The 19,855-nt window shown below is 68.5% G+C and carries 18 protein-coding genes; 5 read left to right on the top strand and 13 right to left on the bottom strand.

Annotated elements, in window-relative coordinates:
* The first annotated feature begins 41 nt into the window (after positions 1-41).
* Genes HWX22_RS14260 through rsmA form a run of 3 tightly spaced genes read left to right on the top strand, consistent with a single transcriptional unit; the run spans position 42 to position 3,287 of the window.
* Positions 42-1,400 carry a peptidylprolyl isomerase gene (locus HWX22_RS14260; protein ID WP_059528154.1) on the top strand — a complete coding sequence of 453 codons (1,359 nt, stop codon included), beginning with the start codon at positions 42-44 and terminating at the stop codon, positions 1,398-1,400.
* A gap of 11 nt (positions 1,401-1,411) precedes the next feature.
* Positions 1,412-2,401, top strand: a complete 990-nt coding sequence (gene pdxA / locus HWX22_RS14265) for a 4-hydroxythreonine-4-phosphate dehydrogenase PdxA (protein ID WP_175910669.1) — start codon at positions 1,412-1,414, stop codon at positions 2,399-2,401.
* A 55-nt stretch (positions 2,402-2,456) separates the two neighbouring features.
* Positions 2,457-3,287, top strand: coding sequence for a 16S rRNA (adenine(1518)-N(6)/adenine(1519)-N(6))-dimethyltransferase RsmA (rsmA, locus tag HWX22_RS14270; protein ID WP_059690644.1), 831 nt, complete (start codon positions 2,457-2,459; stop codon positions 3,285-3,287).
* Positions 3,288-3,409: 122 nt separating this feature from the next.
* Here the strand turns inward: rsmA and HWX22_RS14275 are convergent, their stop codons facing one another.
* Positions 3,410-4,345 carry a DMT family transporter gene (locus tag HWX22_RS14275; protein ID WP_175915864.1) on the bottom strand — a complete coding sequence of 312 codons (936 nt, stop codon included), beginning with the start codon at positions 4,343-4,345 and terminating at the stop codon, positions 3,410-3,412.
* A gap of 358 nt (positions 4,346-4,703) precedes the next feature.
* On the opposite strand from HWX22_RS14275, the gene gloA reads away from it, so the two are divergent.
* Positions 4,704-5,093 carry a lactoylglutathione lyase gene (gloA, locus tag HWX22_RS14280; protein ID WP_011657880.1) on the top strand — a complete coding sequence of 130 codons (390 nt, stop codon included), beginning with the start codon at positions 4,704-4,706 and terminating at the stop codon, positions 5,091-5,093.
* Between the two features lie 105 nt (positions 5,094-5,198).
* Here the strand turns inward: gloA and HWX22_RS14285 are convergent, their stop codons facing one another.
* The 5 genes from HWX22_RS14285 to glyQ are packed head-to-tail and all read right to left on the bottom strand — an operon-like array spanning position 5,199 to position 10,662.
* A complete protein-coding gene (locus HWX22_RS14285) occupies positions 5,199-6,107 on the bottom strand; it encodes a SprT family zinc-dependent metalloprotease (protein WP_175910671.1) in 909 nt (302 codons plus the stop codon).
* 46 nt (positions 6,108-6,153) lie between these two features.
* Positions 6,154-6,918 carry a lysophospholipid acyltransferase family protein gene (locus HWX22_RS14290; protein ID WP_059528144.1) on the bottom strand — a complete coding sequence of 255 codons (765 nt, stop codon included), beginning with the start codon at positions 6,916-6,918 and terminating at the stop codon, positions 6,154-6,156.
* A gap of 43 nt (positions 6,919-6,961) precedes the next feature.
* Positions 6,962-7,525, bottom strand: coding sequence for a D-glycero-beta-D-manno-heptose 1,7-bisphosphate 7-phosphatase (gene gmhB, locus HWX22_RS14295; protein ID WP_175910672.1), 564 nt, complete (start codon positions 7,523-7,525; stop codon positions 6,962-6,964).
* Positions 7,526-7,535: 10 nt separating this feature from the next.
* The gene (glyS, locus tag HWX22_RS14300; protein ID WP_175910673.1) at positions 7,536-9,635 is read right to left on the bottom strand and encodes a glycine--tRNA ligase subunit beta; all 2,100 of its coding nucleotides are present in this window, start codon (positions 9,633-9,635) and stop codon (positions 7,536-7,538) included.
* Positions 9,636-9,657: 22 nt separating this feature from the next.
* Entirely contained in the window at positions 9,658-10,662 is a 1,005-nt protein-coding gene (gene glyQ / locus HWX22_RS14305; RefSeq protein ID WP_080294533.1) for a glycine--tRNA ligase subunit alpha, read from the bottom strand.
* A 343-nt stretch (positions 10,663-11,005) separates the two neighbouring features.
* Between glyQ and HWX22_RS14310 the strand changes: the two genes are divergently transcribed.
* Positions 11,006-12,643, top strand: a complete 1,638-nt coding sequence (locus tag HWX22_RS14310) for a hypothetical protein (protein WP_175910674.1) — start codon at positions 11,006-11,008, stop codon at positions 12,641-12,643.
* A gap of 37 nt (positions 12,644-12,680) precedes the next feature.
* Here HWX22_RS14310 and lnt read toward each other — a convergent pair whose 3' ends face one another.
* The 7 genes from lnt to miaB all read right to left on the bottom strand — a co-directional run bounded on the left by lnt (position 12,681) and on the right by miaB (position 19,837).
* The gene (lnt, locus tag HWX22_RS14315) at positions 12,681-14,372 is read right to left on the bottom strand and encodes an apolipoprotein N-acyltransferase (RefSeq protein ID WP_175910675.1); all 1,692 of its coding nucleotides are present in this window, start codon (positions 14,370-14,372) and stop codon (positions 12,681-12,683) included.
* A gap of 52 nt (positions 14,373-14,424) precedes the next feature.
* Positions 14,425-15,312: a transporter associated domain-containing protein gene (locus HWX22_RS14320; RefSeq protein ID WP_059447841.1), complete on the bottom strand. Its 888-nt coding sequence runs from the start codon at positions 15,310-15,312 to the stop codon at positions 14,425-14,427.
* 284 nt (positions 15,313-15,596) lie between these two features.
* On the bottom strand, positions 15,597-15,746 hold the full coding sequence (locus HWX22_RS14325; protein ID WP_175910676.1) for a hypothetical protein: 150 nt from the start codon (positions 15,744-15,746) through the stop codon (positions 15,597-15,599).
* A gap of 53 nt (positions 15,747-15,799) precedes the next feature.
* Positions 15,800-16,432, bottom strand: a complete 633-nt coding sequence (locus HWX22_RS14330; protein ID WP_059701730.1) for a gamma-glutamylcyclotransferase — start codon at positions 16,430-16,432, stop codon at positions 15,800-15,802.
* 13 nt (positions 16,433-16,445) lie between these two features.
* The gene (ybeY, locus tag HWX22_RS14335) at positions 16,446-17,231 is read right to left on the bottom strand and encodes an rRNA maturation RNase YbeY (RefSeq protein WP_059528125.1); all 786 of its coding nucleotides are present in this window, start codon (positions 17,229-17,231) and stop codon (positions 16,446-16,448) included.
* A 152-nt stretch (positions 17,232-17,383) separates the two neighbouring features.
* The gene (locus tag HWX22_RS14340) at positions 17,384-18,430 is read right to left on the bottom strand and encodes a PhoH family protein (protein WP_059820376.1); all 1,047 of its coding nucleotides are present in this window, start codon (positions 18,428-18,430) and stop codon (positions 17,384-17,386) included.
* A gap of 33 nt (positions 18,431-18,463) precedes the next feature.
* Positions 18,464-19,837 (bottom strand): tRNA (N6-isopentenyl adenosine(37)-C2)-methylthiotransferase MiaB, encoded by a 1,374-nt coding sequence (miaB, locus tag HWX22_RS14345; RefSeq protein ID WP_059528119.1) that lies wholly within the window; start codon positions 19,835-19,837, stop codon positions 18,464-18,466.
* Positions 19,838-19,855 lie beyond the last annotated feature (18 nt).

Consider the following 19,855-nt stretch of genomic DNA (forward strand, 5'->3'; position numbering starts at 1 on the left):
TCTGCACCGGTCAGCACGATTTCAATGGAGTATCAGTGGCAATGAAGAAAACCCTTCGTTTCGCGGCAGTCGTGTCCAGCCTCGCCGCGTCCGCCGCGCTGCTCGCCGCCGCGCCGGCCGCGGCGCAGGCGCTTGGTTCGCAAGGCGCGCAGCTCGCCGACGAAGTCGTCGCGGTCGTCAACAACGACGTGATCACGGGCCGCGAACTCGACCAGCGCGTCGGCCTGATCTCGCGCCGGCTGCAGCAGCAGAACGCACCCGTGCCGCCGGCCGACCAGCTGCGCGCGCAGGTGCTGAACCAGATGGTGCTCGAACGTATCCAGGTGCAGAAGGCCAAGGACGACGGGATCCGCATCGACGACGCGACCGTGCAGTCAACGCTGCAGCGCCTCGCGCAGGCGAACGGGATGACGCTCGAGCAGTACCGCGCGCGGATCGTGGCGCAAGGCGTGCCCTGGAGCGTGTTCACGAGCGACGCCCGCACCGAGCTGATGCTGTCGAAGCTGCGCGAGCGCGAGGTCGACGGCAAGATCACCGTGTCGGATGCCGAGGTCGCGAACTACATCGCGAGCCAGCGTGGGCCGAACGCATCGCAGCAGCAGGACCTGCGCTTCCAGCACATCTTCATCAAGGCACCGACCAACGCGCCGCAAGCCGACATCGAAGCCGCGCAGAAGAAGGCTGAAGCGCTGCTGCAGCAGGCCACGTCGGGCGCCGATTTCGAGAAGCTCGCGAAGAACAATTCGGAAGCGAACGACGCGAAGAAGGGCGGCGACCTCGGCTTCAAGGCGCCGGGCGCGCTGCCGGCCGACGTCGTCGACGCCGCATCGAAGCTGCGCCCGGGCCAGGTCAACCCGACGCTGATCCGCGTGCCGGATGGCTTCGAGATCGTGCGTCTCGTCGACCGCCGCCAGAGCCAGGGCGCGACCGCCGCGGCACCGAAGATCGTCCAGACGCACGTGCGCCACATCCTGTTGCGCGTCGGCGAAGGCAAGTCGGAAGGCCAGGCGCGCCAGCAGCTGCAGGACATCCGCCGCCAGGTCGAAGCGGGCGGCGATTTCGCGAAGTTCGCGCGCACCTACTCGCAGGACGGTTCGGCGTCGCAGGGCGGCGATCTCGGCTGGATCAGCCCGGGCGAGACCGTGCCGGAATTCGAGCGCGCGATGAACAATCTGCAGGACGGCCAGATCAGCCAGCCGATTCGTACCGAGTACGGCTACCACCTGATCCAGGTGATGGAGCGCCGCGAAGCGGAAGGCTCGGTGCAGCAGCAGATGGATATCGCGCGCCAGGCGATCGGCCAGCGCAAGGCCGAGCAGGCGTACGCCGACTGGCTGCGCGAGCTGCGCGATTCGTCGTACGTGCAGTACAAGATCGGCGGCGTCGGCCCGGCGAACTGAGCGAGCTTCGCATGACGGCATCCGCGCTGCAGATCGCGATCACGACCGGCGAACCCGCGGGTGTTGGCCCGGAGCTGACCGTGCAGGCGTTGCAGGATGCCGCGCAGCGCTGGCCGGGCGCGCATTTCACCGTGCTCGGCGACGCCGCGCTGCTCGACGCGCGCGCGGCGGCCGTCGGTGCCGATCGTGCAGTGCTCGCCGGCGGTGGGCCGGTGTCGGTCGAGCACCATCCGCTCGCTGTGCCCGCACGGGCCGGCAAGCTCGATGCGGCCAATGGCCGCTACGTGCTCGCGCTGCTCGATGCCGCGATCGACGGTGCGATGGCGGGCCGGTTCGACGCGATCGTCACCGCACCGCTGCAGAAGAGCACGATCAACGATGCCGGCGTAGCGTTTACCGGCCATACCGAATACCTTGCGGAACGCACGCACACGCCGCGCGTCGTGATGATGCTGGCGGGCACCGGCGAGCGGCCGCTGCGCGTCGCGCTCGCGACCACGCACCTGCCGCTGAAGGACGTGTCGGCCGCGCTGACGATCGACGGGCTCGTCGAGACGTTGGCGATCGTCGATCGCGACCTGCGGCGTGACTTCGGCCTCGCCGCGCCGCGCATCCTCGTGACGGGGCTGAACCCGCATGCGGGCGAGAACGGCTATCTCGGGCGCGAGGAGATCGACGTGATCTCGCCGGCGCTCGCGCGCGCGCAAGCGCAGGGCATCGACGCGCGCGGCCCGTATCCGGCCGATACGCTGTTCCAGCCGCGCTATCTCGAGGATGCCGATTGCGTGCTCGCGATGTTCCACGATCAGGGCTTGCCCGTGCTGAAGTATGCGACCTTCGGTGAGGGCATCAACGTCACGCTCGGGCTGCCGATCATCCGCACGTCGGTCGATCACGGCACCGCGCTGGATCTGGTCGGCACGGGCCGTGCGGATCCGGGCAGCATGGTCGCCGCGCTCGATACGGCCGTCACGATGGCGCGCCATCGCCGCGCGGCCTGACGCGCACGGCCCCAGTCCTGACTTCATTCGTCGTATTTTTCGTTTTTCTCAGTCGATGTCGAACAGCAGACAGCACCAAGGCCACTTCGCGCGCAAGCGCTTCGGGCAGAACTTCCTCGTCGATCACGGCGTGATCGACTCGATCGTCGCGACGATCGGCCCCGCGCGCGGCCAGCGAATGGTCGAGATCGGCCCCGGCCTCGGTGCGCTGACCGAGCCGCTGATCGCGCGTCTCGCGACGCCCGAGTCGCCGCTGCACGCGGTCGAGCTCGACCGCGACCTGATCGGGCGCCTGAAGCAGCGCTTCGGCGCACTGCTGGAGCTGCACGCGGGCGATGCGCTCGCGTTCGACTTCGGCTCGCTCGCGGCGCCCGGCGACAAGCCGTCGCTGCGGATCGTCGGCAACCTGCCGTACAACATTTCCAGCCCGCTGCTGTTTCACCTGATGACGTTCGCCGGTGTGGTCATCGACCAGCATTTCATGCTGCAGAACGAGGTCGTCGAACGGATGGTCGCGGAGCCGGGCACGAAGGCGTTCTCGCGGCTGTCGGTGATGCTGCAGTACCGCTACGTGATGGACAAGATGCTCGACGTGCCGCCCGAGTCGTTCCAGCCGCCGCCGAAGGTCGATTCGGCGATCGTCCGGATGATTCCGTACGAGCCGCATGAATTGCCGGACGTCGATCCCGTGCTGCTCGGCGAAGTGGTCACGGCAGCGTTCTCGCAGCGTCGGAAGATGCTGCGCAACACGCTCGGCGACTACCGCGAGACGATCGATTTCGACGGGCTCGGCTTCGACCTCGCGCGACGCGCGGAGGATGTGAGCGTGGCCGAATATGTCGGCGTCGCGCAGGCGCTTGCGAAGGTGCGCAAGGCTGCGGAGTAGCAGGACCACGCGGGCAACGCGCGTGGTGCCCGCTGGCTCGAGATTCATGAGGCTACCCTGGCGGGTAGCCTTTTTGTTTTTCCGCGCCGTTTTCGTCGAGGCCGGACCGCGGCCGGGCGGCGTTACGCGCGCCCGCGCGGCGGCGCGTTGACGAGCGCGATCCCGGTCAGCACCAGCGCGGCCGCGGACATGAAGCGCCAGCCGACCGATTCGCCGAGCAGCAGCACGCCGAACGCGACGCCGAACAATGGCGACAGGAACGTGAACACCGACAGCCGCGACGCGCTGTAGCGCGTCAGCAGCCAGAACCACGACAGATAGCTGACGAACGCGACGATCACCGACTGGTATGCGAGGCTCGCGAGCGCGATCGGCGTGACCTGCGCGAACGACGTCTGGCCGAGTAGCGCGGCGAGCGCGATCAGCACGACGGCCGACACCGCGAGCTGGTAGAACAGCGTCTTGCTCGCGCTGGCCCGCGCGAGCGACGTCGAACGCACGACGACCGTCGTCGCGGCCCACATCGCGCCGCCGAGGATGCCGAGCGCGTCGCCGGCGAGCCCGGCCAATACCGATGCGCCGGGCGTGCGCGGCTTGAGGAAGCCGTCCGCGAACGCGAGCGCGATGCCGGCGAACGCGAGGCCGACGCCGGCCCACTGGACGCGCTGCAGCCGCTCGCCCGGTGCGAACAGGTGCAGGCCGAGCGCCGTGAAGCACGGGGCCGTGTACAGGAAGATCGCCATGTGCGACGCGCTCGTCAGCGTCAGCCCGAAGAACACGCAGACGAACTCGCCGGCGAACAGCGCGCCCGCCGCGATGCCCGCGCCGAGCGTGCCGTCCGCGCGGAACAGCGGCGTGCCGCGCGAGCGAGCCCAGCCCCACAGCAGGAGCGCGGCGATCACCGAGCGCAGCCCGGCCTGGAACATCGGCGGGATCGCCGCGTTCGTGCTCTTGATCGCGACCTGCTGGAAGCCCCAGATCGCGCACAGCAGGAGCATCACGCCGATGGCGCGCGTGTCGAGCGCGCGGCGCGCGGGCGTGCCGGCGAGCGCGGTCATCGGCGGACCTCGCCGATGCGGCGGGAAGGGGGCACGGACAATGGCAGCGGCGGACGGAGGTCGGGTCCGGCGCGCTCGATTCGGCGGTTTCGCACGGCAGGCTGTGTGGCTGATTGAGGTGGTGGTCGCGTTCAAGCGGCGGACGGCATGCCCGCTTTTGGTGCGAGGTGGGAGGATGTTACCCGATCGATGGACTTGCGGGGTGCTGTCGGGTGCGGTGATGACTGCCGCCGCACGGGCATCGGGCTCGCCGTCCGGAAGCCGGTATCGGCCGACGGCGGACGGGGCGCCGACGGCGGGATTCACCCGACTCCGGTAGAATTTCCGCTTCTGGAAAGTCCCCACAGGAGTACAACACATGCGTTTGCTGCATACGATGCTGCGAGTCGGCGATCTCGACCGCTCGATCAAGTTCTACACCGAATTGCTCGGCATGAAGCTGCTGCGTCGCGAGGATTATCCGGAAGGCAAGTTCACGCTCGCGTTCGTCGGCTATGAAGCGGAAAGCACGGGCACCGTGATCGAGCTGACCCATAACTGGGATACGCCGTCCTACGATCTCGGCAACGGCTTCGGCCATCTGGCGGTGGAAGTCGACGACGCGTACGCGGCCTGCGACAAGATCAAGGCGCAAGGCGGCAAGGTGACCCGCGAAGCGGGTCCGATGAAGCACGGCACGACCGTGATCGCTTTCGTCGAGGATCCGGACGGCTACAAGATCGAGTTCATCCAGAAGAAGGCGCACTGAGCGCGGGATGAGCGGCGCGCGACGCACGATGGGCGTGGCGCGCAAAGAAAACGGGCGATGCGGAATCCGCATCGCCCGTTCGCATTTTCGGTGCGACCGATCGCGTTACAGCGACGGCAGCAACTCGGGCGGGTGATGCTTGAGCGTGTGCCGCGCTTCGCGGAATTCCGGGAAGATCGACTCGACGGTCTGCCAGAAGGCCGGGCTGTGGTTCATTTCGCGCAGGTGCGACAGTTCGTGCGCGACGACGTAGTCGATGATCGACATCGGGAAATGGATCAGCCGCCAGTTCAGCCGGATCTTGCCGTCGCTCGAGCAGCTGCCCCAGCGCGTCGCGGCCGACGACAGCGCGTACATCGAATACGTGACGCCGAGCATTTCCGCATAGACGACGAGGCGTTCGCCGAAGATCCGCTTCGCTTCGCCCTGCAGCCAGCCCTGCACGCGATCCTTGATCTGCTGCATGTCGGCTTGCGCGGGCAGCGGCAGCGACAGCCGCTGCGCATCGGCGTCGAAGGCGACCGCACCGGCGCCGAGCGCGATCGTGATCGTCTTGCCGAGATACGGGAGTTGCGCACCGTCGCGCCAGTCGATCTGCGGCAGCGCACGCTGCTCGGTGCGGGTTTTCCACTCCGCGAGCTTCGCGAAGATCCAGCGCTGCTTCTCGGCGATGGCCGCTTCGATGTCGGCGAGCGTGACCCAGCGCGGCGCGGTGATTGACAACCCGCTGCCGTCGATCGTGAAGCCGATCGTGCGGCGCGCGGAGCGCTTCAGCCGATATTCGAGCACACGGCTGTCGAGTGCGAACGTGCGGACGCGGGAGCGATCGGGCGCGGGGCCCGGATCGAGCGGCGCCGTGGGCACCGCGGGGGCCGTGGCCGCTTCAGGCGGCGAGGGCGGTGCGGCGGGCGCCGACGGTGCCGGCGATGCCGTCGGCCCGTCGAAGAGCGGCAGATCCATCTGGCGATGATCGAGGGCCACGACGGCAGGCCGTGGCCGCGGACGCTTTTTCATCAGTTCGCTTCGTTTCGTCGTTCGCAACGGCTGCAATCCGGGTGATTCAGACGCGCGCGGCATCGCGCGCGCCGGCATTGCCCGGCTGGCGATAGGCATCGGGATCGATGCGGCGCATTTCCGCTTCGATCCATGCTTCGACCTGCGAGTTCAATACGTCGGGCGTCTTGCCGTCGACGGGAATCGGCTTGCCGATCGACACGGTGACGACGCCCGGGAATTTCGTGAACGAATTGCGCGGCCACACGCGACCTGCATTGTGCGCGATCGGCACGACCGGCGTGCCGGTTTCGATCGCGAAGCGCGCGCCGCCCGTCTTGTACTTGCCCTGCTTGCCGACCGGCGTGCGCGTACCTTCCGGGAACATGATCATCCAGGCACCTTCCGACAGGCGCTTCTTGCCCTGACGGATCACCGACGCGAACGCGTTCTTGCCTTCCTTGCGGTTGATGTTGACCATGTGCAGCAGCCCGAGCGCCCAGCCGAAGAACGGCACGTACAGCAGTTCGCGCTTGAACACGTAGCAGAGCGGCTTCGGCATCAGCGCCGGAAACGCGAGCGTCTCCCACGCCGACTGGTGCTTCGACAGCAGCACGGCCGGGCCGTCGGGCAGGTTTTCCATCCCTTCGATCCGGTAGCGGATGCCGTTCAGCCAGCGCACGACCCACAGCGTCGACTTGCACCAGCCGGCCGCCATCCAGTAGCGCGCGTCGGGACGCATGAACGGGAACGCGATAAAGCACGCGGTGGCGTAAGGCACCGTGTACACGATGAAGTAGATCAGCAGCAGCAGGGAGCGGACGAAGCGCATCGGCGTGGGTCTGACAGTAGGGAGGATGCGCGCGGCGGCCGCATCACTCGTGTTCGTGTGAAAGGAAGTCGAGCGCGAATGCGCGCAGGTCGTCGTGGACCTTCGTGCCGTCCGGCAGATTGCCCGCGGCGAGCGTCTTCTTGCCCTTGCCGGTCAGCACGAGGTGCGGCTTGAAGCCGACCGCGACGCTGGCCTGCAGGTCGCGCAGCGAATCGCCGACGGCCGGCGTGTGACCGGGGTCGACCTCGAAGCGCTCCGCGATCATCTGCATCATGCCGGGCTTCGGCTTGCGGCAGTCGCAGTGGTCTTCCGACACGTGCGGGCAGAAGAACACCGCGTCGATGCGCGCGCCGACGGCGGCCGCCGCGCGATGCATCTTCAGGTGCATCGCGTTGAGCGCGGCCATGTCGAACAGCCCGCGGCCGATGCCGGACTGGTTGGTCGCGACGACCACGCGATAGCCCGCGTGGTTGAGTCGTGCGATCGCCTCGAGGCTGCCGGGTAGCGCGATCCACTCGTCGGGCGTCTTGATGAACGCGTCAGAATCGACGTTGATCACGCCGTCCCGGTCGAGGACGACGAGCTTGCGGTTGGGGCTGGTCGGCATCGTTCGGCCCTTATGCGGCGAGCTTCGAGATGTCGGCGACGCAGTTCATCTGCTGATGCAGCGCGGACAGCAGCGCGAGACGGTTCGCGCGCAGCGCGGGGTCCTCGGCGTTGACCATCACGTCGTTGAAGAACGTGTCGACCGGCGCGCGCAGCGCGGCGAGCGCCGACAGCGCGCCCGTGTACGCACGCGCCTCGAGCTGCGACTGCACGTGCGGCGTCACGGCCGCGAGCTGTTCGTGCAGCGCCTTTTCGGCGGCCTCGACGAGCAGCGTCGGCTGCACGGCACCGTTCGCGCCGCCTTCCGACTTCTTCAGGATGTTCGAGATCCGCTTGTTCGCGGCCGCGAGCGCTTCGGCTTCCGCGAGGCGCGTGAATTCGCGCACCGCGTCGAGGCGCGCGACGAGATCGTCGACGCGCGTCGGGTTCAGGCTCAGCACCGCGTCGACTTCGCCGGCCGTGTAGCCGCGCTCGCGCAGCAGGCCGCGCAGGCGGTCCATGAAGAACGCGAGGATCGCGTCGGTCGATTCCGCGACGCCCGGCACGCCTTCGAAGCGTGCGTGGGCCGTGCGCAGCAGCGACACGAGATCGAGCGGCAACTGCTTCTCGACCAGCAGGCGCAGCACGCCGAGCGCGTGACGGCGCAGCGCGAACGGATCCTTCTCGCCGGTCGGCGCGAGGCCGATGCCCCAGATGCCGACGATCGTCTCGAGCTTGTCGGCCAGCGCGACGGCGGTGGACACCGGCGTGGTCGGCAGCGCGTCGCCGGAGAAGCGCGGCTGGTAGTGCTCGGCGCAGGCGAGCGCGACGTCGTCGGGTTCACCGTCGTGGCGCGCGTAGTACGTGCCCATCGTGCCCTGCAGTTCCGGGAACTCGCCGACCATGTCGGTCAGCAGGTCGGCCTTCGCGAGGCGCGCGGCGCGCTTCGCGTGCGCGGCGTCGGCGCCGATCGCGGGCGCGATCTCGCCGGCCAGCGCTTCGAGGCGCTCGACGCGCGCGAGCGCCGAACCGAGCTTGTTGTGATAGACGACGTTCGCGAGCAGCGGCACGCGGTCGGCAAGCGGCTTCTTCTTGTCCTGCTCGAAGAAGAACTTTGCGTCGGCGAGGCGCGGGCGCACGACGCGCTCGTTGCCTTCGACGATCTCGTCCGGCGTCTTCGTCTCGATGTTCGACACGATCAGGAAGCGCGAGCGCAGCTTGCCGGCGATGTCGGTCAGCGCGAAATACTTCTGGTTCGTCTGCATCGTGAGGATCAGGCATTCCTGCGGAACCTGCAGGAATTCGTCCTCGAAGCGGCACGGATAGACGACCGGCCATTCGACCAGCGACGTCACTTCGTCGAGCAGCGATTCGGGCATCACGACGGTGTCGCCGTTCGCGTGCTCGTTCAGCTGCGTGCGGATCGTTTCGCGGCGATCGGCGAAGTGCGCGATCACGCGGCCCTTGTCGCGCAGCGTGTCGGCATACGCGCGTGCGTGCTGGATCGCGACGAGGCCGTCGGACAGGAAGCGGTGGCCGAGCGTGGTGTCGCCGGCGTCGACGCCAAACGCCGTGACGGGCACGATCCGATCGTCGTGCAGCACGGTCAGGCGGTGCACCGGGCGCACGAACTTCACGTCGGAGCCGTCCGGGCGCTGGTAGGTCATGACCTTCGGGATCGGCAGCTTCTCGAGCGTTTCGTCGAGCGCGGCCTGCAGCCCGTCGGCGAGCGTCACGCCGGCGGCCGAGTAGTTGACGAAGAACGCTTCGGCCTTGCCGTCCTGCGCGCGCTCGAGATCGGCGATCGACAGGTTCGGATGACCGAGCGCCGCGAGCTTCTTCGCGAGCGGGGCGGTCGGCTTGCCTTCGGCGTCGAGCGCGACCGACACGGGCAGGACCTTTTCGCGGACCTGCTTTTCCGGTGCGACGGCGCGCACGTTCTGCACGACGACCGCGAGGCGGCGCGGCGTGGCGTAGCGTTCGAATACGAGGTCGCCTTCGACGAGGTCGCGCGCCGCGAGGCGTTGCGCGAGACCTTCGGCGAATGCGTCGCCGAGGCGCGCGAGGGCCTTCGGCGGCAGCTCTTCGGTCAGCAGTTCGACGAGCAGGGGGGCGGGATGATTGTGCGTCATGTCTGGAATAAATCTCGTCTCGTCAGTCCTGATCGATCTTGCGTTCGACCTTGAGCGGCGGCGCCCATGCCGGCTGGGCGGCGTCCTGGGCGTCGGTGGTGAGGCCCGGCACGCCCGGCGGGTTGCCGAGCATCGGGAAGCCGAGCTTCTCGCGCGAGTCGTAGTAAGCCTGCGCGACGAGACGCGACAGCGCGCGGATGCGGCCGATGTACGCCGCACGTTCCGTCACCGAGATCGCACCGCGCGCGTCGAGCAGGTTGAACGTGTGGCCGGCCTTCAGCACGAGTTCGTACGCGGGCAGCGCGAGCTGCGCGTCGATCATCTTCTTTGCTTCCGCTTCGTAGCTGTTGAAGAACGTGAACAGCAGGTCGACGTTCGCGTGCTCGAAGTTGTAGGTCGACTGCTCGACCTCGTTCTGGTGGTAGACGTCGCCGTACGACAGGCGGCGCAGCTCGGGGCCGTTCGGGCCCTGCTCTTCCCACTCGGTCCACACGAGGTCGTACACGTTCTCGACCTTCTGCAGGTACATCGCGAGGCGCTCGAGGCCGTAGGTGATCTCGCCGAGCACGGGCTTGCAGTCGAGGCCGCCGACCTGCTGGAAATACGTGAACTGCGTGACTTCCATCCCGTTCAGCCACACTTCCCAGCCGAGGCCCCACGCGCCGAGCGTCGGGTTCTCCCAGTCGTCTTCGACGAAGCGCACGTCGTTCTGCTTCAGGTCGAAGCCGAGCGCTTCCAGCGAGCCGAGGTACAGGTCGAGGATGTTTTCCGGCGCCGGCTTGAGCACGACCTGGTACTGGTAGTAATGCTGCAGGCGGTTCGGGTTCTCGCCGTAGCGGCCGTCCTTCGGGCGGCGCGACGGCTGCACGTAGGCGGCGCGCCACGGCTCGGGGCCGACCGCGCGCAGGAACGTGTGAACGTGCGACGTGCCCGCGCCGACTTCCATGTCGATGGGCTGGAGCAGGGCGCAACCCTGCTTGTCCCAGTAGGACTGCAGCGTCAGGATGATTTGCTGAAACGTAAGCATGAAGAGCCTTCGTGGCGCTGGCGCTCCGTTGCGGGCGGCGCTCCGGGCGGGGCCCGGAGGGTCGGCTCGCGCGGCGGCGCGGCTTGTTAGTGTGCTGAAACGTGCAATTTTACCGGATCGGCGGGCGGATGCGGCCGGAACGCGGACGAAGGGGCTGCCGGCGGTGTTTCGGCGAGCCGTGCGCAGCCTGTGCGCGGGTTGCCGGTATCGCGGTGCGTCGGGCCGGCGGCGTTGCGATGCGCTGGTGGCACCGCCTGCCGCGCCGCGTTGCGCGGGCGTTAAGATGCGCGTATCGAAGTGCGCGCGACGCCTGCCGCGCGACCGATTTTCCACTCCGGACCGCATGGACGATTCGAACGACCTCCTCATTCCGCTGATGCCGCCGCTGCTCGCGCTGCTCGGGCAGGCTGCCGACGCGCAAGCGCGCGGCGAGCACGGCGCGCACGCACTTTGGCTCGCCGCCGCCGGCCATCTGCACGCGGTCGACACGGCTGCGCTCTCGCAGCTGACCGTGAAGCTCGTCGCGCGGCAGCGCACGGCCGACGCGCTCGCGCTGGCCGAGTGCGCGGTGCGCATTTATTCGGACGCCGGAGCCCGTTTCAATCACGGCTACGCACTGCAGATGCTCGGCCGTCACGCGGAGGCCGTCGCGCCATACCGCGCCGCCTATGCGCTCGATCCGCGCTGGCCGTCGCTGCGCAACAACCTGGCGATCGCGCTGCGGCTGTCGGGCGGCGACCGCCGCGAGGAAATCGCGCTGCTCGACGCAGCCGTGGAAGCCGACCCGCACGACGTGCAGGCGTGGATCAACCTGATCGTCGCGCGGCTCGCGACGCTCGACCTCGACGGCGCGCTCGCCGGTGCGGCACGGCTTGCGGAGATCGCGCCCGACAATGCGCTCGCGCTGAACAACATCGCGATGGCGATGAAGGAGGCGCAGCGCTGGGACGACGCCGAGCGCTACGCGGCGCGCGCGTGCGAACTGGCGCCCGACGACGCGTCGTTCCGTTTCAACCTCGCGATCATCCAGCTCGTGCGCGGCAACTATGCGGCCGGCTGGCGCGGCCACGAGGCACGCTGGGACGGCGCCGGCGAGCTGCGCGGCCGCCGGCCGGCGCTGCCCGGCCCGCGCTGGCAGGGCGAGCCGCTCGCGGGCAAGACGCTGCTCGTCTGGGGCGAGCAGGGGCTCGGCGACGTGCTGCAGTTCGCGCGCTTCGTCGTGCCACTCGCGGAGCGCGTGCACCGCGAGGGCGGCCGGCTCGCGTGGAACACGTTTCCGCAAGTGGGCACGTTGATGCGGCGCAGCCTCGGCGCGCACGCGGACGCATTCAGCGCGGGCGGCGGCGTCGACGAGCTGCCTGCCTTCGACTACGAAGTGCCGCTCATCGGCCTGCCGCTGATGCTCGGGATGGAGACGTCGACGCTCGGCGCGTCGGTGCCGTACCTGCATGCCGATCCGCACGCGCGCGATGCATGGCGGGCGCGGCTCGCGGGCGACGGCCGGCTGAAGGTCGGGCTCGTGTGGACGGGCAGCGCGGGGCACCAGCGCAATCCGTTCCGGCGCGTCGGGCTCGAACGCTACGCCGATGCATTTCGCGGTATCGACGGCGTCGCGTTCCATTCGCTGCAGCCGGGAGCGGACGCTGATGTCGCCGCGGCGCGCGCGGCCGGTTTCGCGATCGAGGACTTCACCGCCGAACTGAAGAGTTTCGACGATACGGCCGCGTTCATCGGCGCGCTGGATCTGGTGATCACGGTGTGCACGTCGGTCGCGCACTTGTCGGGCGCGCTCGGCGCGCGCACCTGGGTGCTGCTCGACGTGAATCCGCACTGGCCGTGGCTGCTCGAGCGCACCGACAGCCCGTGGTATCCGACCGCGACGCTTTACCGGCAGCCGACGTTCGGCGCATGGGCGCCGGTGATGGAAGCGCTCGGGCGGGATCTGCGCGGCCTGGCCGCGGACGCGAAGCGGAGCGGCTGAGCGGCCGCCGCACCGCGTGCGACGGCCGCCCGATGCGTCAGGCGTCGCGGTCGTCGCCGGCCTTTGCGCCGTTGCGGCGGCGCAGGCCCGGCCCGAACGTGAAGCCGAACGCGAGCAACACCAGCGACACCGCGAGCACGATGTTGTTGCCGCTCGTCACGTAAGGCGTGAAGCCGCTCGTGCCTTCGATGCGCACGTCGAGCGAGCCGATCGTGAACGGCTTCAGCTGGCCGAGCACTCGGCCGTGCGCGTCGATCGCGGCCGTCATCCCCGTGTTGGTCGAGCGCAGCATCGGCCGGCCCGTTTCGAGCGCGCGCATCCGCGCGATCTGCAGATGCTGGTCGAGCGCGATCGTGTCGCCGAACCACGCGAGGTTCGTCACGTTGACGAGCACGCCGGGCGGTTTCGGGTTGTCGCGGATCGTCGCGGCGATTTCCTCGCCGAACAAGTCCTCGTAGCAGATGTCGGCCATCACCGGCTGGTTGTGCACGAGGAACGGCTTCTGCACCGGCGCGCCGCGCGCGAAGTCGCCGAGCGGCATCTTCATCAGGTCGACGAACCAACGGAAGCCCCACGGAATGAATTCGCCGAAGGGCACGAGATGGTGCTTGTCGTAGTGATAGATGTCGCGCGAATGCGGCGTCACGCCGTACAGGCTGTTCGTGTAGTCGACGTAATGACCGTCCGGCGTCACCGACGCGCCGACCGCGCCGAACAGCACGGCCGAGCCCGTCGTGTCGCTGAACTTGCGGATCGCGACGGCGAACGGCTCGGGCAGCTCCTGGATCATCACCGCGATCGCGGTCTCCGGCGTGACGATCAGGTCGGCCGGCTTCTCGACGATCATCTGCGTGTACATCTTGATCGCCGCGTCGATGCCTTCCTGCTCGAACTTGATGTCCTGCTTCACGTTGCCCTGCAGCAGCCGCACCGTGAGCGGCGCGTTCGCGGGCACGGTCCACGTGGCCTGCGACAGCCCGATGCCGGCCGCGACGAGCGCGACGGCGATGCCGGCCGGCGCGACGACGCGCACGCGCGCATTGCCGGCGCCGCTGGATTCGGATGTGGGCGACCGGCGCGCGGCGACGAGCGCCTGCACGACCAGCGCGGCGAACAGCGCGAGCACCCACGCGATCCCGTACACGCCGACGACCGGTGCGAAGCCCGCGAACGGGCCGTCGACCTGCGGATAGCCGCTCGCGAGCCACGGAAAGCCGGTAAACACGGTGCCGCGCAGCCATTCGCCGAGCGCCCATGCGCTCGCGAAGGCGAACGCGCCGTGCCAGGTCGGCGAGAACGGCCGCGGATCGGGTTCGCGGCGATGCCACGCATGGCCCGCGCAGAACGACCAGAGCCCCGCCGAGAACGCCGGGTACAGCGACAGGTAAAGCGAGAACAGCACCAGCGCGCCGCCCGCGAGCGGCGCGGCCATTTCGCCGTACACGTGCATGCTGATGTACAGCCACCAGATGCCGCTGATGAAGTTGCCGAAGCCGAACGCGCCGCCGGTGAGCGCGGCGCCGCGCCAGCTCGACGTGCGCGTCAGCTGCGCGAAAAACCAGACGAATACGGCGAGCTGCAGCCAGCCGCCGTGCGGGGTCGGTGCGAAGCTGAGCGTATTGGCCGCGCCGGCGAGCAGAGCGGCCGGATAGTGCCAGCGCGGCAGCGTGCGGCCGGGGGCCGGCGCAAAAAGGCCGCCAGCCGGGCGGGACGGGATCGGATCGTCCATGTGAAGCGAAAAAGGGCGAGCGGTTGAAGGAGACGCGGCCGGCGCGAGACGGTCAGTCCTCGTGCGAGGTTTCGGCGCGGCGGCTCGCGAGCGGGTTGCGGCGCACCAGCAGCACGTGGACCTGGCGCGCATCGCCGCGCTGGATCTCGAACACGAGGTTGCCGAGCTGCAGCTTCTCGCCGCGGTGCGGCACGCGGCCGAAGTGATGGGTGATCAGTCCGCCGATCGTGTCGACCTCGTCGTCGGGGAAGTCGGTGCCGAACGTTTCGTTGAACTGTTCGATCTCGGTGAGGGCGCGCACGCGGTAGCGGCCGTCCGGTCCCGAGATGATGTTGCCGGCTTCCTCGTCGAAGTCGTATTCGTCCTCGATGTCGCCGACGATCTGCTCGAGCACGTCCTCGATCGTGATCAGGCCCGCGACGCCGCCGTATTCGTCGACGACGATCGCGAGGTGGTTGCGGTTCACGCGGAAGTCGTGCAGCAGCACGTTCAGGCGCTTCGATTCGGGAATGAATACGGCGGGACGCAGCATCCCGCGCACGTCGAATTCCTCTTCGGCATAGAAGCGCAGCAGGTCCTTCGCGAGCAGCACGCCGATGACGTTGTCGCGGTTCTCCTCGTACACGGGGTAGCGCGAGTGCGCCTTCTCGAGGACGAACGGGATGAAGTCTTCGGGCTTGTCGGCGATGTTGATCGCGTCCATCTGCGCGCGCGGCACCATGATGTCGCGGGCGCACAGGTCGGACACCTGGAACACGCCTTCGATCATCGACAGCGAATCGGCGTCGATCAGGTTGCGTTCGTGGGCGTCCTGGAGGATTTCCAGCAGCTCGGTCCGGGATTCCGGCTCGGGCGAGATGAAGTCGGTCAGGCGCTCGAGCAGCGAGCGCTTTTCTTGCGGTTTGTCGGTGAGCTTACGACTGGGATACGAATCGTTCATGGTGGTGCGCCCGGGTCATGCCGGAGCGCGCGGTCACGGAGTAGGCAAGGATACACCAAGGGCATGGCGCGGCCGTGTCACACCGGCCGTCCGGCCAGGGCATGCGGTGCGCGAGCCCCGCTCGGGAACGGCCGCGCCGGGCGCGGCGCCGTCCTTCGTCTCCATCCTATCTCAGAAAGGCGCGGCGGGGCAGCGGCGGCAAAAAAGCGGGGGCGACCGGCCGGGCTGCCGGCGTCAGCGGCATTTCGTCGCGTGCGGGACACGCCGGGCCGACATTCGGACCCTCAGAAGCGCATGCCGGCAGAGCAGCCGCCGGCAGCCGCGCCGTTGGTCGCGGCGCCGCCGCAGCCGAGGATGCCGCAGCCGGACAGCGCGACGCTCGCGGCGACGAGCAGCACGGCCAGCGTGATGCGCGATTTGCGTGACGGTTTCATGAGCGCGGAGCCTCCTTCGCGTGCACGAGCGGCGCGGGCCGGCTGGTCGAGCTTCACCGGCATCGCGCGAGCAGCCCTTCCAGCGCGCGATCGGGGATGCCGCTCGCGCGCAGCGCGTCCACCGTGCGGCTCACGTAGTCGAGTGTCGTGCCGTAGCGGCCGGCCGCGCAGCTGAACACTTCCTTGACGACGGGGTCGCTCAGCTTGCCGGTGTAAGTGGGTACGTCGCGGCGCATCACGAACGCGAGTGCGTTCACGCGTTCGCCGGTCTCGAGCGAGCACGGCAGCCACGCGGGCCGGTACGACCCCATCGGCATTTCGCGTTTCCACAACGTCTCGAGATGCGGTTGCGCGGTCGGGCCCGCGAGCCGGAATGCGATGCCCGAGCACGAGCCGCCGCGATCGAGCGCGAGCACGAGGCCCGGCCGTTCGGGCGTGCCGCGGTTCACGCGCGACCACAGGTAGAGCCCGCGATGATAGCCGTGCACCTTGCCGCGCACGGCGGCGACGGTCGGCAGCCCGGGGTTCCAGATCAGCGAGCCATAGCCGAACAGCCAGAGATCCTGCCGGCCGTCCCAGTCGCGCATCGTGTGCGCGAGCGACGCGGCGAGCTCGTCTTCCGTCAGTAGCCGTCCCTCGCCGATCGACGGCGGGTAGGCGGGCGGCAGCATCGCGGCGTGGTGCATGGTGCGGACGACTTTACTGGTACGGGTTCGGAAAGCCCAGTTTCGCGAGGATGTCGACTTCGAGCGCTTCCATTTCGGCGGCGTCCTCGTCGCTCGTCTCGTGATCGTAGCCCTGCGCGTGCAGCGCGCCGTGCACCAGCAGGTGCGCGTAGTGGGCCGCGAGCGGCTTGCCCTGGTCGTGCGCTTCCTTCTCGACGACCGGGCAGCACAGCACGAGGTCGCCGATCACGGTGCCGTCGGGCGCCGGGTCGTAGGCGAAGGTCAGCACGTTGGTCGGGTAGTCCTTGTGGCGGTAGCCGGCGTTCAGCGTGCGGCCTTCTTCCTCGCCGACGAAGCGCACGGTGAGCTGCGCGCTCGCGAACAGCGCCGGTTCGATCCATTCGGCGATCAGCTTGCGCTTGGGAAGCGTCTTGCGGATGTCGCCGGTGATTTCGTCACCGTACTGCACGGACAGGTCGAGCTCCAGCTCGCGCACCTCGTTCGCCATTTCCGCGAGTTCCTCGTCGAGCGGCGCGGGTTCGGCACCCACGTGCAGCGTCACGCTGTCGTAGTGCTCGGGCTGCAGCGCGAGCTTCGCGCGCATCGCCGGATCGTTGTGCTGCGCGACGATCGCGACGGCGGCCTCGCCGGAACTGCCCGACAGGTCGAACATCAGGCTGCGGCCGTCGGGGAAGTCGATTCGAAGCCCTTGCGCGCTGACGGTTCGGGCCTTGCCCTTCGCATCGAACAGCGAGAGACGGGGGAAATCGGGCGCGGCGGACTGGTCGCGCCCGGACTTGCGAGAACGGGAAGATTTCATGACGGGTGCGGCGATTGGAACGCGTTGAGGATACACCAAACGGCCGATCGCTCCCGAATTCGAACCGGCCGCCCCCAAGCGAAAAAAGGCCCGGCGCGCCGTCGGGCGGGCCGGGCCGTCGGCCGGTGCGGCGCGCGGGCGCCGCCGGCTCGTTACGCGTCCCGGTGCTGCGCGTGGAAGTCGTCGTACGCTTCGACGATGCGGGCGACGAGCGGATGCCGCACGACGTCCGCGCTCGTGAAGCGCGTGAGCGCGATGCCGCGCACGCCGCCGAGCACCTGCTGCGCCTCGACGAGGCCGCTCTTGTGTCCGCGCGGCAGGTCGACCTGGCTCGTGTCGCCGGTGACGACGGCCTTCGAGCCGAAGCCGATCCGCGTGAGGAACATCTTCATCTGCTCGGGCGTCGTGTTCTGCGCCTCGTCGAGGATGATGAACGCGTGGTTCAGCGTGCGGCCGCGCATGTACGCGAGCGGCGCGATCTCGATCATCTGGCGCTCGAACATCTTCGCGGTCTTGTCGAAGCCGAGCAGGTCGTACAGCGCGTCGTACAGCGGCCGCAGGTACGGGTCGACCTTCTGCGCGAGATCGCCCGGCAGGAAGCCGAGCCGCTCGCCGGCCTCGACGGCCGGGCGCGTCAGCACGATCCGCTTGACCTGGTCGCGCTCCAGTGCGTCGACCGCGCACGCAACCGCGAGGTAGGTCTTGCCGGTGCCGGCCGGCCCGATGCCGAACGTCACGTCGTGCGACAGGATCTGCTTCAGGTATTCGCGCTGCGCGGGCGTGCGGCCGCGCAGGTCGGCGCGCCGCGTATAGAGCTTCGGCGCGGGTTCTTCGTCCGGCATGTCCGCGTCGAGCTGCACGACGGGCTCGTCGAACGGATGGTCAGGGTCGCCGCGAAAGCGCACGTCGATCGTGTCCTGACGGCCGTTGCCGGACGTATGGCGCACTTCGACCAGCGCGAGCTGGATATCGTCGACCGACAGCGGATCGCGCGCGCGGTTGTAGAAGTTCTCGAGCGCCGCGAGCGCGAGCTTCGCGCCGCGCCCGCGGATCGTGATCCGGTGGCCGCGCCGCGCGAGCGTGACGTCGAGCGCCTGTTCGATCTGCCGCAGGTTCTCGTCGAGCGGGCCGCAGAGGTTGGCGAGGCGCGCGTTGTCGTCGCGCGGCGCGGTGAATTCCAGTGCTTGGACGGTCTTCAAAGTAGCGTCGGGCTCCTGTTGAACGTCAGTCGGTCAGTGGGTGGCCGCGCTCGCGTCGTCGCTCACGAGCAGCAGCTCGCCGCGCAGCGAGTGCGGGTACGCATGGTTGATCTTCACGTCGATCATCTGGCCGATCAGGCGCGGGTGCGATGCGAGCGGCGCCGGGAAATTCACGACCCGGTTGTTCTCGGTGCGGCCCGACAGTTCGTTCGGGTCCTTGCGCGACGGGCCCTCGACGAGGATCCGCTCGACCTTTCCGACCATCGACTGGCTGATGCGCGCGACGTTTTCCTCGATGGTCGCCTGCAGATGTTGCAGGCGTTTGAGCTTGACCTCGCGCGGCGTGTCGTCGTGCAGGTTCGCGGCCGGCGTGCCGGGGCGCGGGCTGTAGATGAACGAGAAGCTGGTGTCGTAGCTCATCTCGTGCACGAGCGCCATCATCTTGTCGAAATCCTCCTCGGTCTCGCCGGGGAAGCCGACGATCATGTCGGTCGACAGCGACAGGTCCGGGCGGATCGCGCGCAGCTTGCGGATCACCGACTTGTATTCGAGCACGGTGTAGCCGCGCTTCATCGCCATCAGGATGCGGTCGGAGCCGTGCTGGACGGGCAGGTGCAGGTGGCTCACGAGCTTCGGCACCTTGGCGTAGGTGTCGATCAGGCGCTGCGTGAATTCCTTCGGATGCGACGTCGTGTAGCGGATCCGCTCGATGCCGGGGATGTCGGCGACGTATTCGATCAGCGTCGCGAAATCGGCGATTTCGGTCGAACCGGCCGTCAGCGCGCCGCGATACGCGTTCACGTTCTGGCCGAGCAGCGTGACTTCGCGCACGCCCTGGTCGGCGAGGCCGGCCACTTCGGTCAGCACGTCGTCGAGCGGACGCGACACTTCGTCGCCGCGCGTGTACGGCACGACGCAGTAGCTGCAGTACTTCGAGCAGCCTTCCATGATCGATACGAACGCGCTCGGCCCCTCGACGCGCGCGGGCGGCAGGTGGTCGAACTTCTCGATCTCGGGGAACGTGATGTCGACCTGCGCGCGGCCGCTTTCGCGGCGCGCGTCGATCATCTGCGGCAGGCGGTGCAAGGTCTGCGGGCCGAACACGAGGTCGACGTACGGCGCGCGCGACACGATCGACGCGCCTTCCTGGCTGGCGACGCAGCCGCCGACGCCGATCAGCAGCCCCGGCTTCGCTTCCTTCAGCTCGCGCACGCGGCCGAGGTCGGAGAACACCTTTTCCTGCGCCTTCTCACGCACCGAGCACGTGTTGAACAGGATGATGTCCGCGTCTTCCGGGGTATCGGTCTTTTCGAGGCCTTCGGCCGCATTGAGCACGTCCACCATCTTGTCCGAGTCGTACTCGTTCATCTGGCAGCCGAAGGTCTTTACGTAAACTTTCTTGGTCATGGGGATTCGCCGTTCGCA

Source organism: Burkholderia sp. BCC1638, from assembly GCF_902833195.1.
Taxonomy (GTDB): Bacteria; Pseudomonadota; Gammaproteobacteria; order Burkholderiales; family Burkholderiaceae; genus Burkholderia; species Burkholderia diffusa.

Coding starts and splice junctions, on each gene's coding strand:
- HWX22_RS14260 (WP_059528154.1), top strand. CDS start 42: ATGAAGAAAACCCTTCGTTTCGCGGCAGTCGTGTCCAGCCTCGCCGCG.
- pdxA (WP_175910669.1), top strand. CDS start 1,412: ATGACGGCATCCGCGCTGCAGATCGCGATCACGACCGGCGAACCCGCG.
- rsmA (WP_059690644.1), top strand. CDS start 2,457: ATGTCGAACAGCAGACAGCACCAAGGCCACTTCGCGCGCAAGCGCTTC.
- HWX22_RS14275 (WP_175915864.1), bottom strand. CDS start 4,345: ATGACCGCGCTCGCCGGCACGCCCGCGCGCCGCGCGCTCGACACGCGC.
- gloA (WP_011657880.1), top strand. CDS start 4,704: ATGCGTTTGCTGCATACGATGCTGCGAGTCGGCGATCTCGACCGCTCG.
- HWX22_RS14285 (WP_175910671.1), bottom strand. CDS start 6,107: ATGAAAAAGCGTCCGCGGCCACGGCCTGCCGTCGTGGCCCTCGATCAT.
- HWX22_RS14290 (WP_059528144.1), bottom strand. CDS start 6,918: ATGCGCTTCGTCCGCTCCCTGCTGCTGCTGATCTACTTCATCGTGTAC.
- gmhB (WP_175910672.1), bottom strand. CDS start 7,525: ATGCCGACCAGCCCCAACCGCAAGCTCGTCGTCCTCGACCGGGACGGC.
- glyS (WP_175910673.1), bottom strand. CDS start 9,635: ATGACGCACAATCATCCCGCCCCCCTGCTCGTCGAACTGCTGACCGAA.
- glyQ (WP_080294533.1), bottom strand. CDS start 10,662: ATGCTTACGTTTCAGCAAATCATCCTGACGCTGCAGTCCTACTGGGAC.
- HWX22_RS14310 (WP_175910674.1), top strand. CDS start 11,006: ATGGACGATTCGAACGACCTCCTCATTCCGCTGATGCCGCCGCTGCTC.
- lnt (WP_175910675.1), bottom strand. CDS start 14,372: ATGGACGATCCGATCCCGTCCCGCCCGGCTGGCGGCCTTTTTGCGCCG.
- HWX22_RS14320 (WP_059447841.1), bottom strand. CDS start 15,312: ATGAACGATTCGTATCCCAGTCGTAAGCTCACCGACAAACCGCAAGAA.
- HWX22_RS14325 (WP_175910676.1), bottom strand. CDS start 15,746: ATGAAACCGTCACGCAAATCGCGCATCACGCTGGCCGTGCTGCTCGTC.
- HWX22_RS14330 (WP_059701730.1), bottom strand. CDS start 16,432: ATGCACCACGCCGCGATGCTGCCGCCCGCCTACCCGCCGTCGATCGGC.
- ybeY (WP_059528125.1), bottom strand. CDS start 17,231: ATGAAATCTTCCCGTTCTCGCAAGTCCGGGCGCGACCAGTCCGCCGCG.
- miaB (WP_059528119.1), bottom strand. CDS start 19,837: ATGACCAAGAAAGTTTACGTAAAGACCTTCGGCTGCCAGATGAACGAG.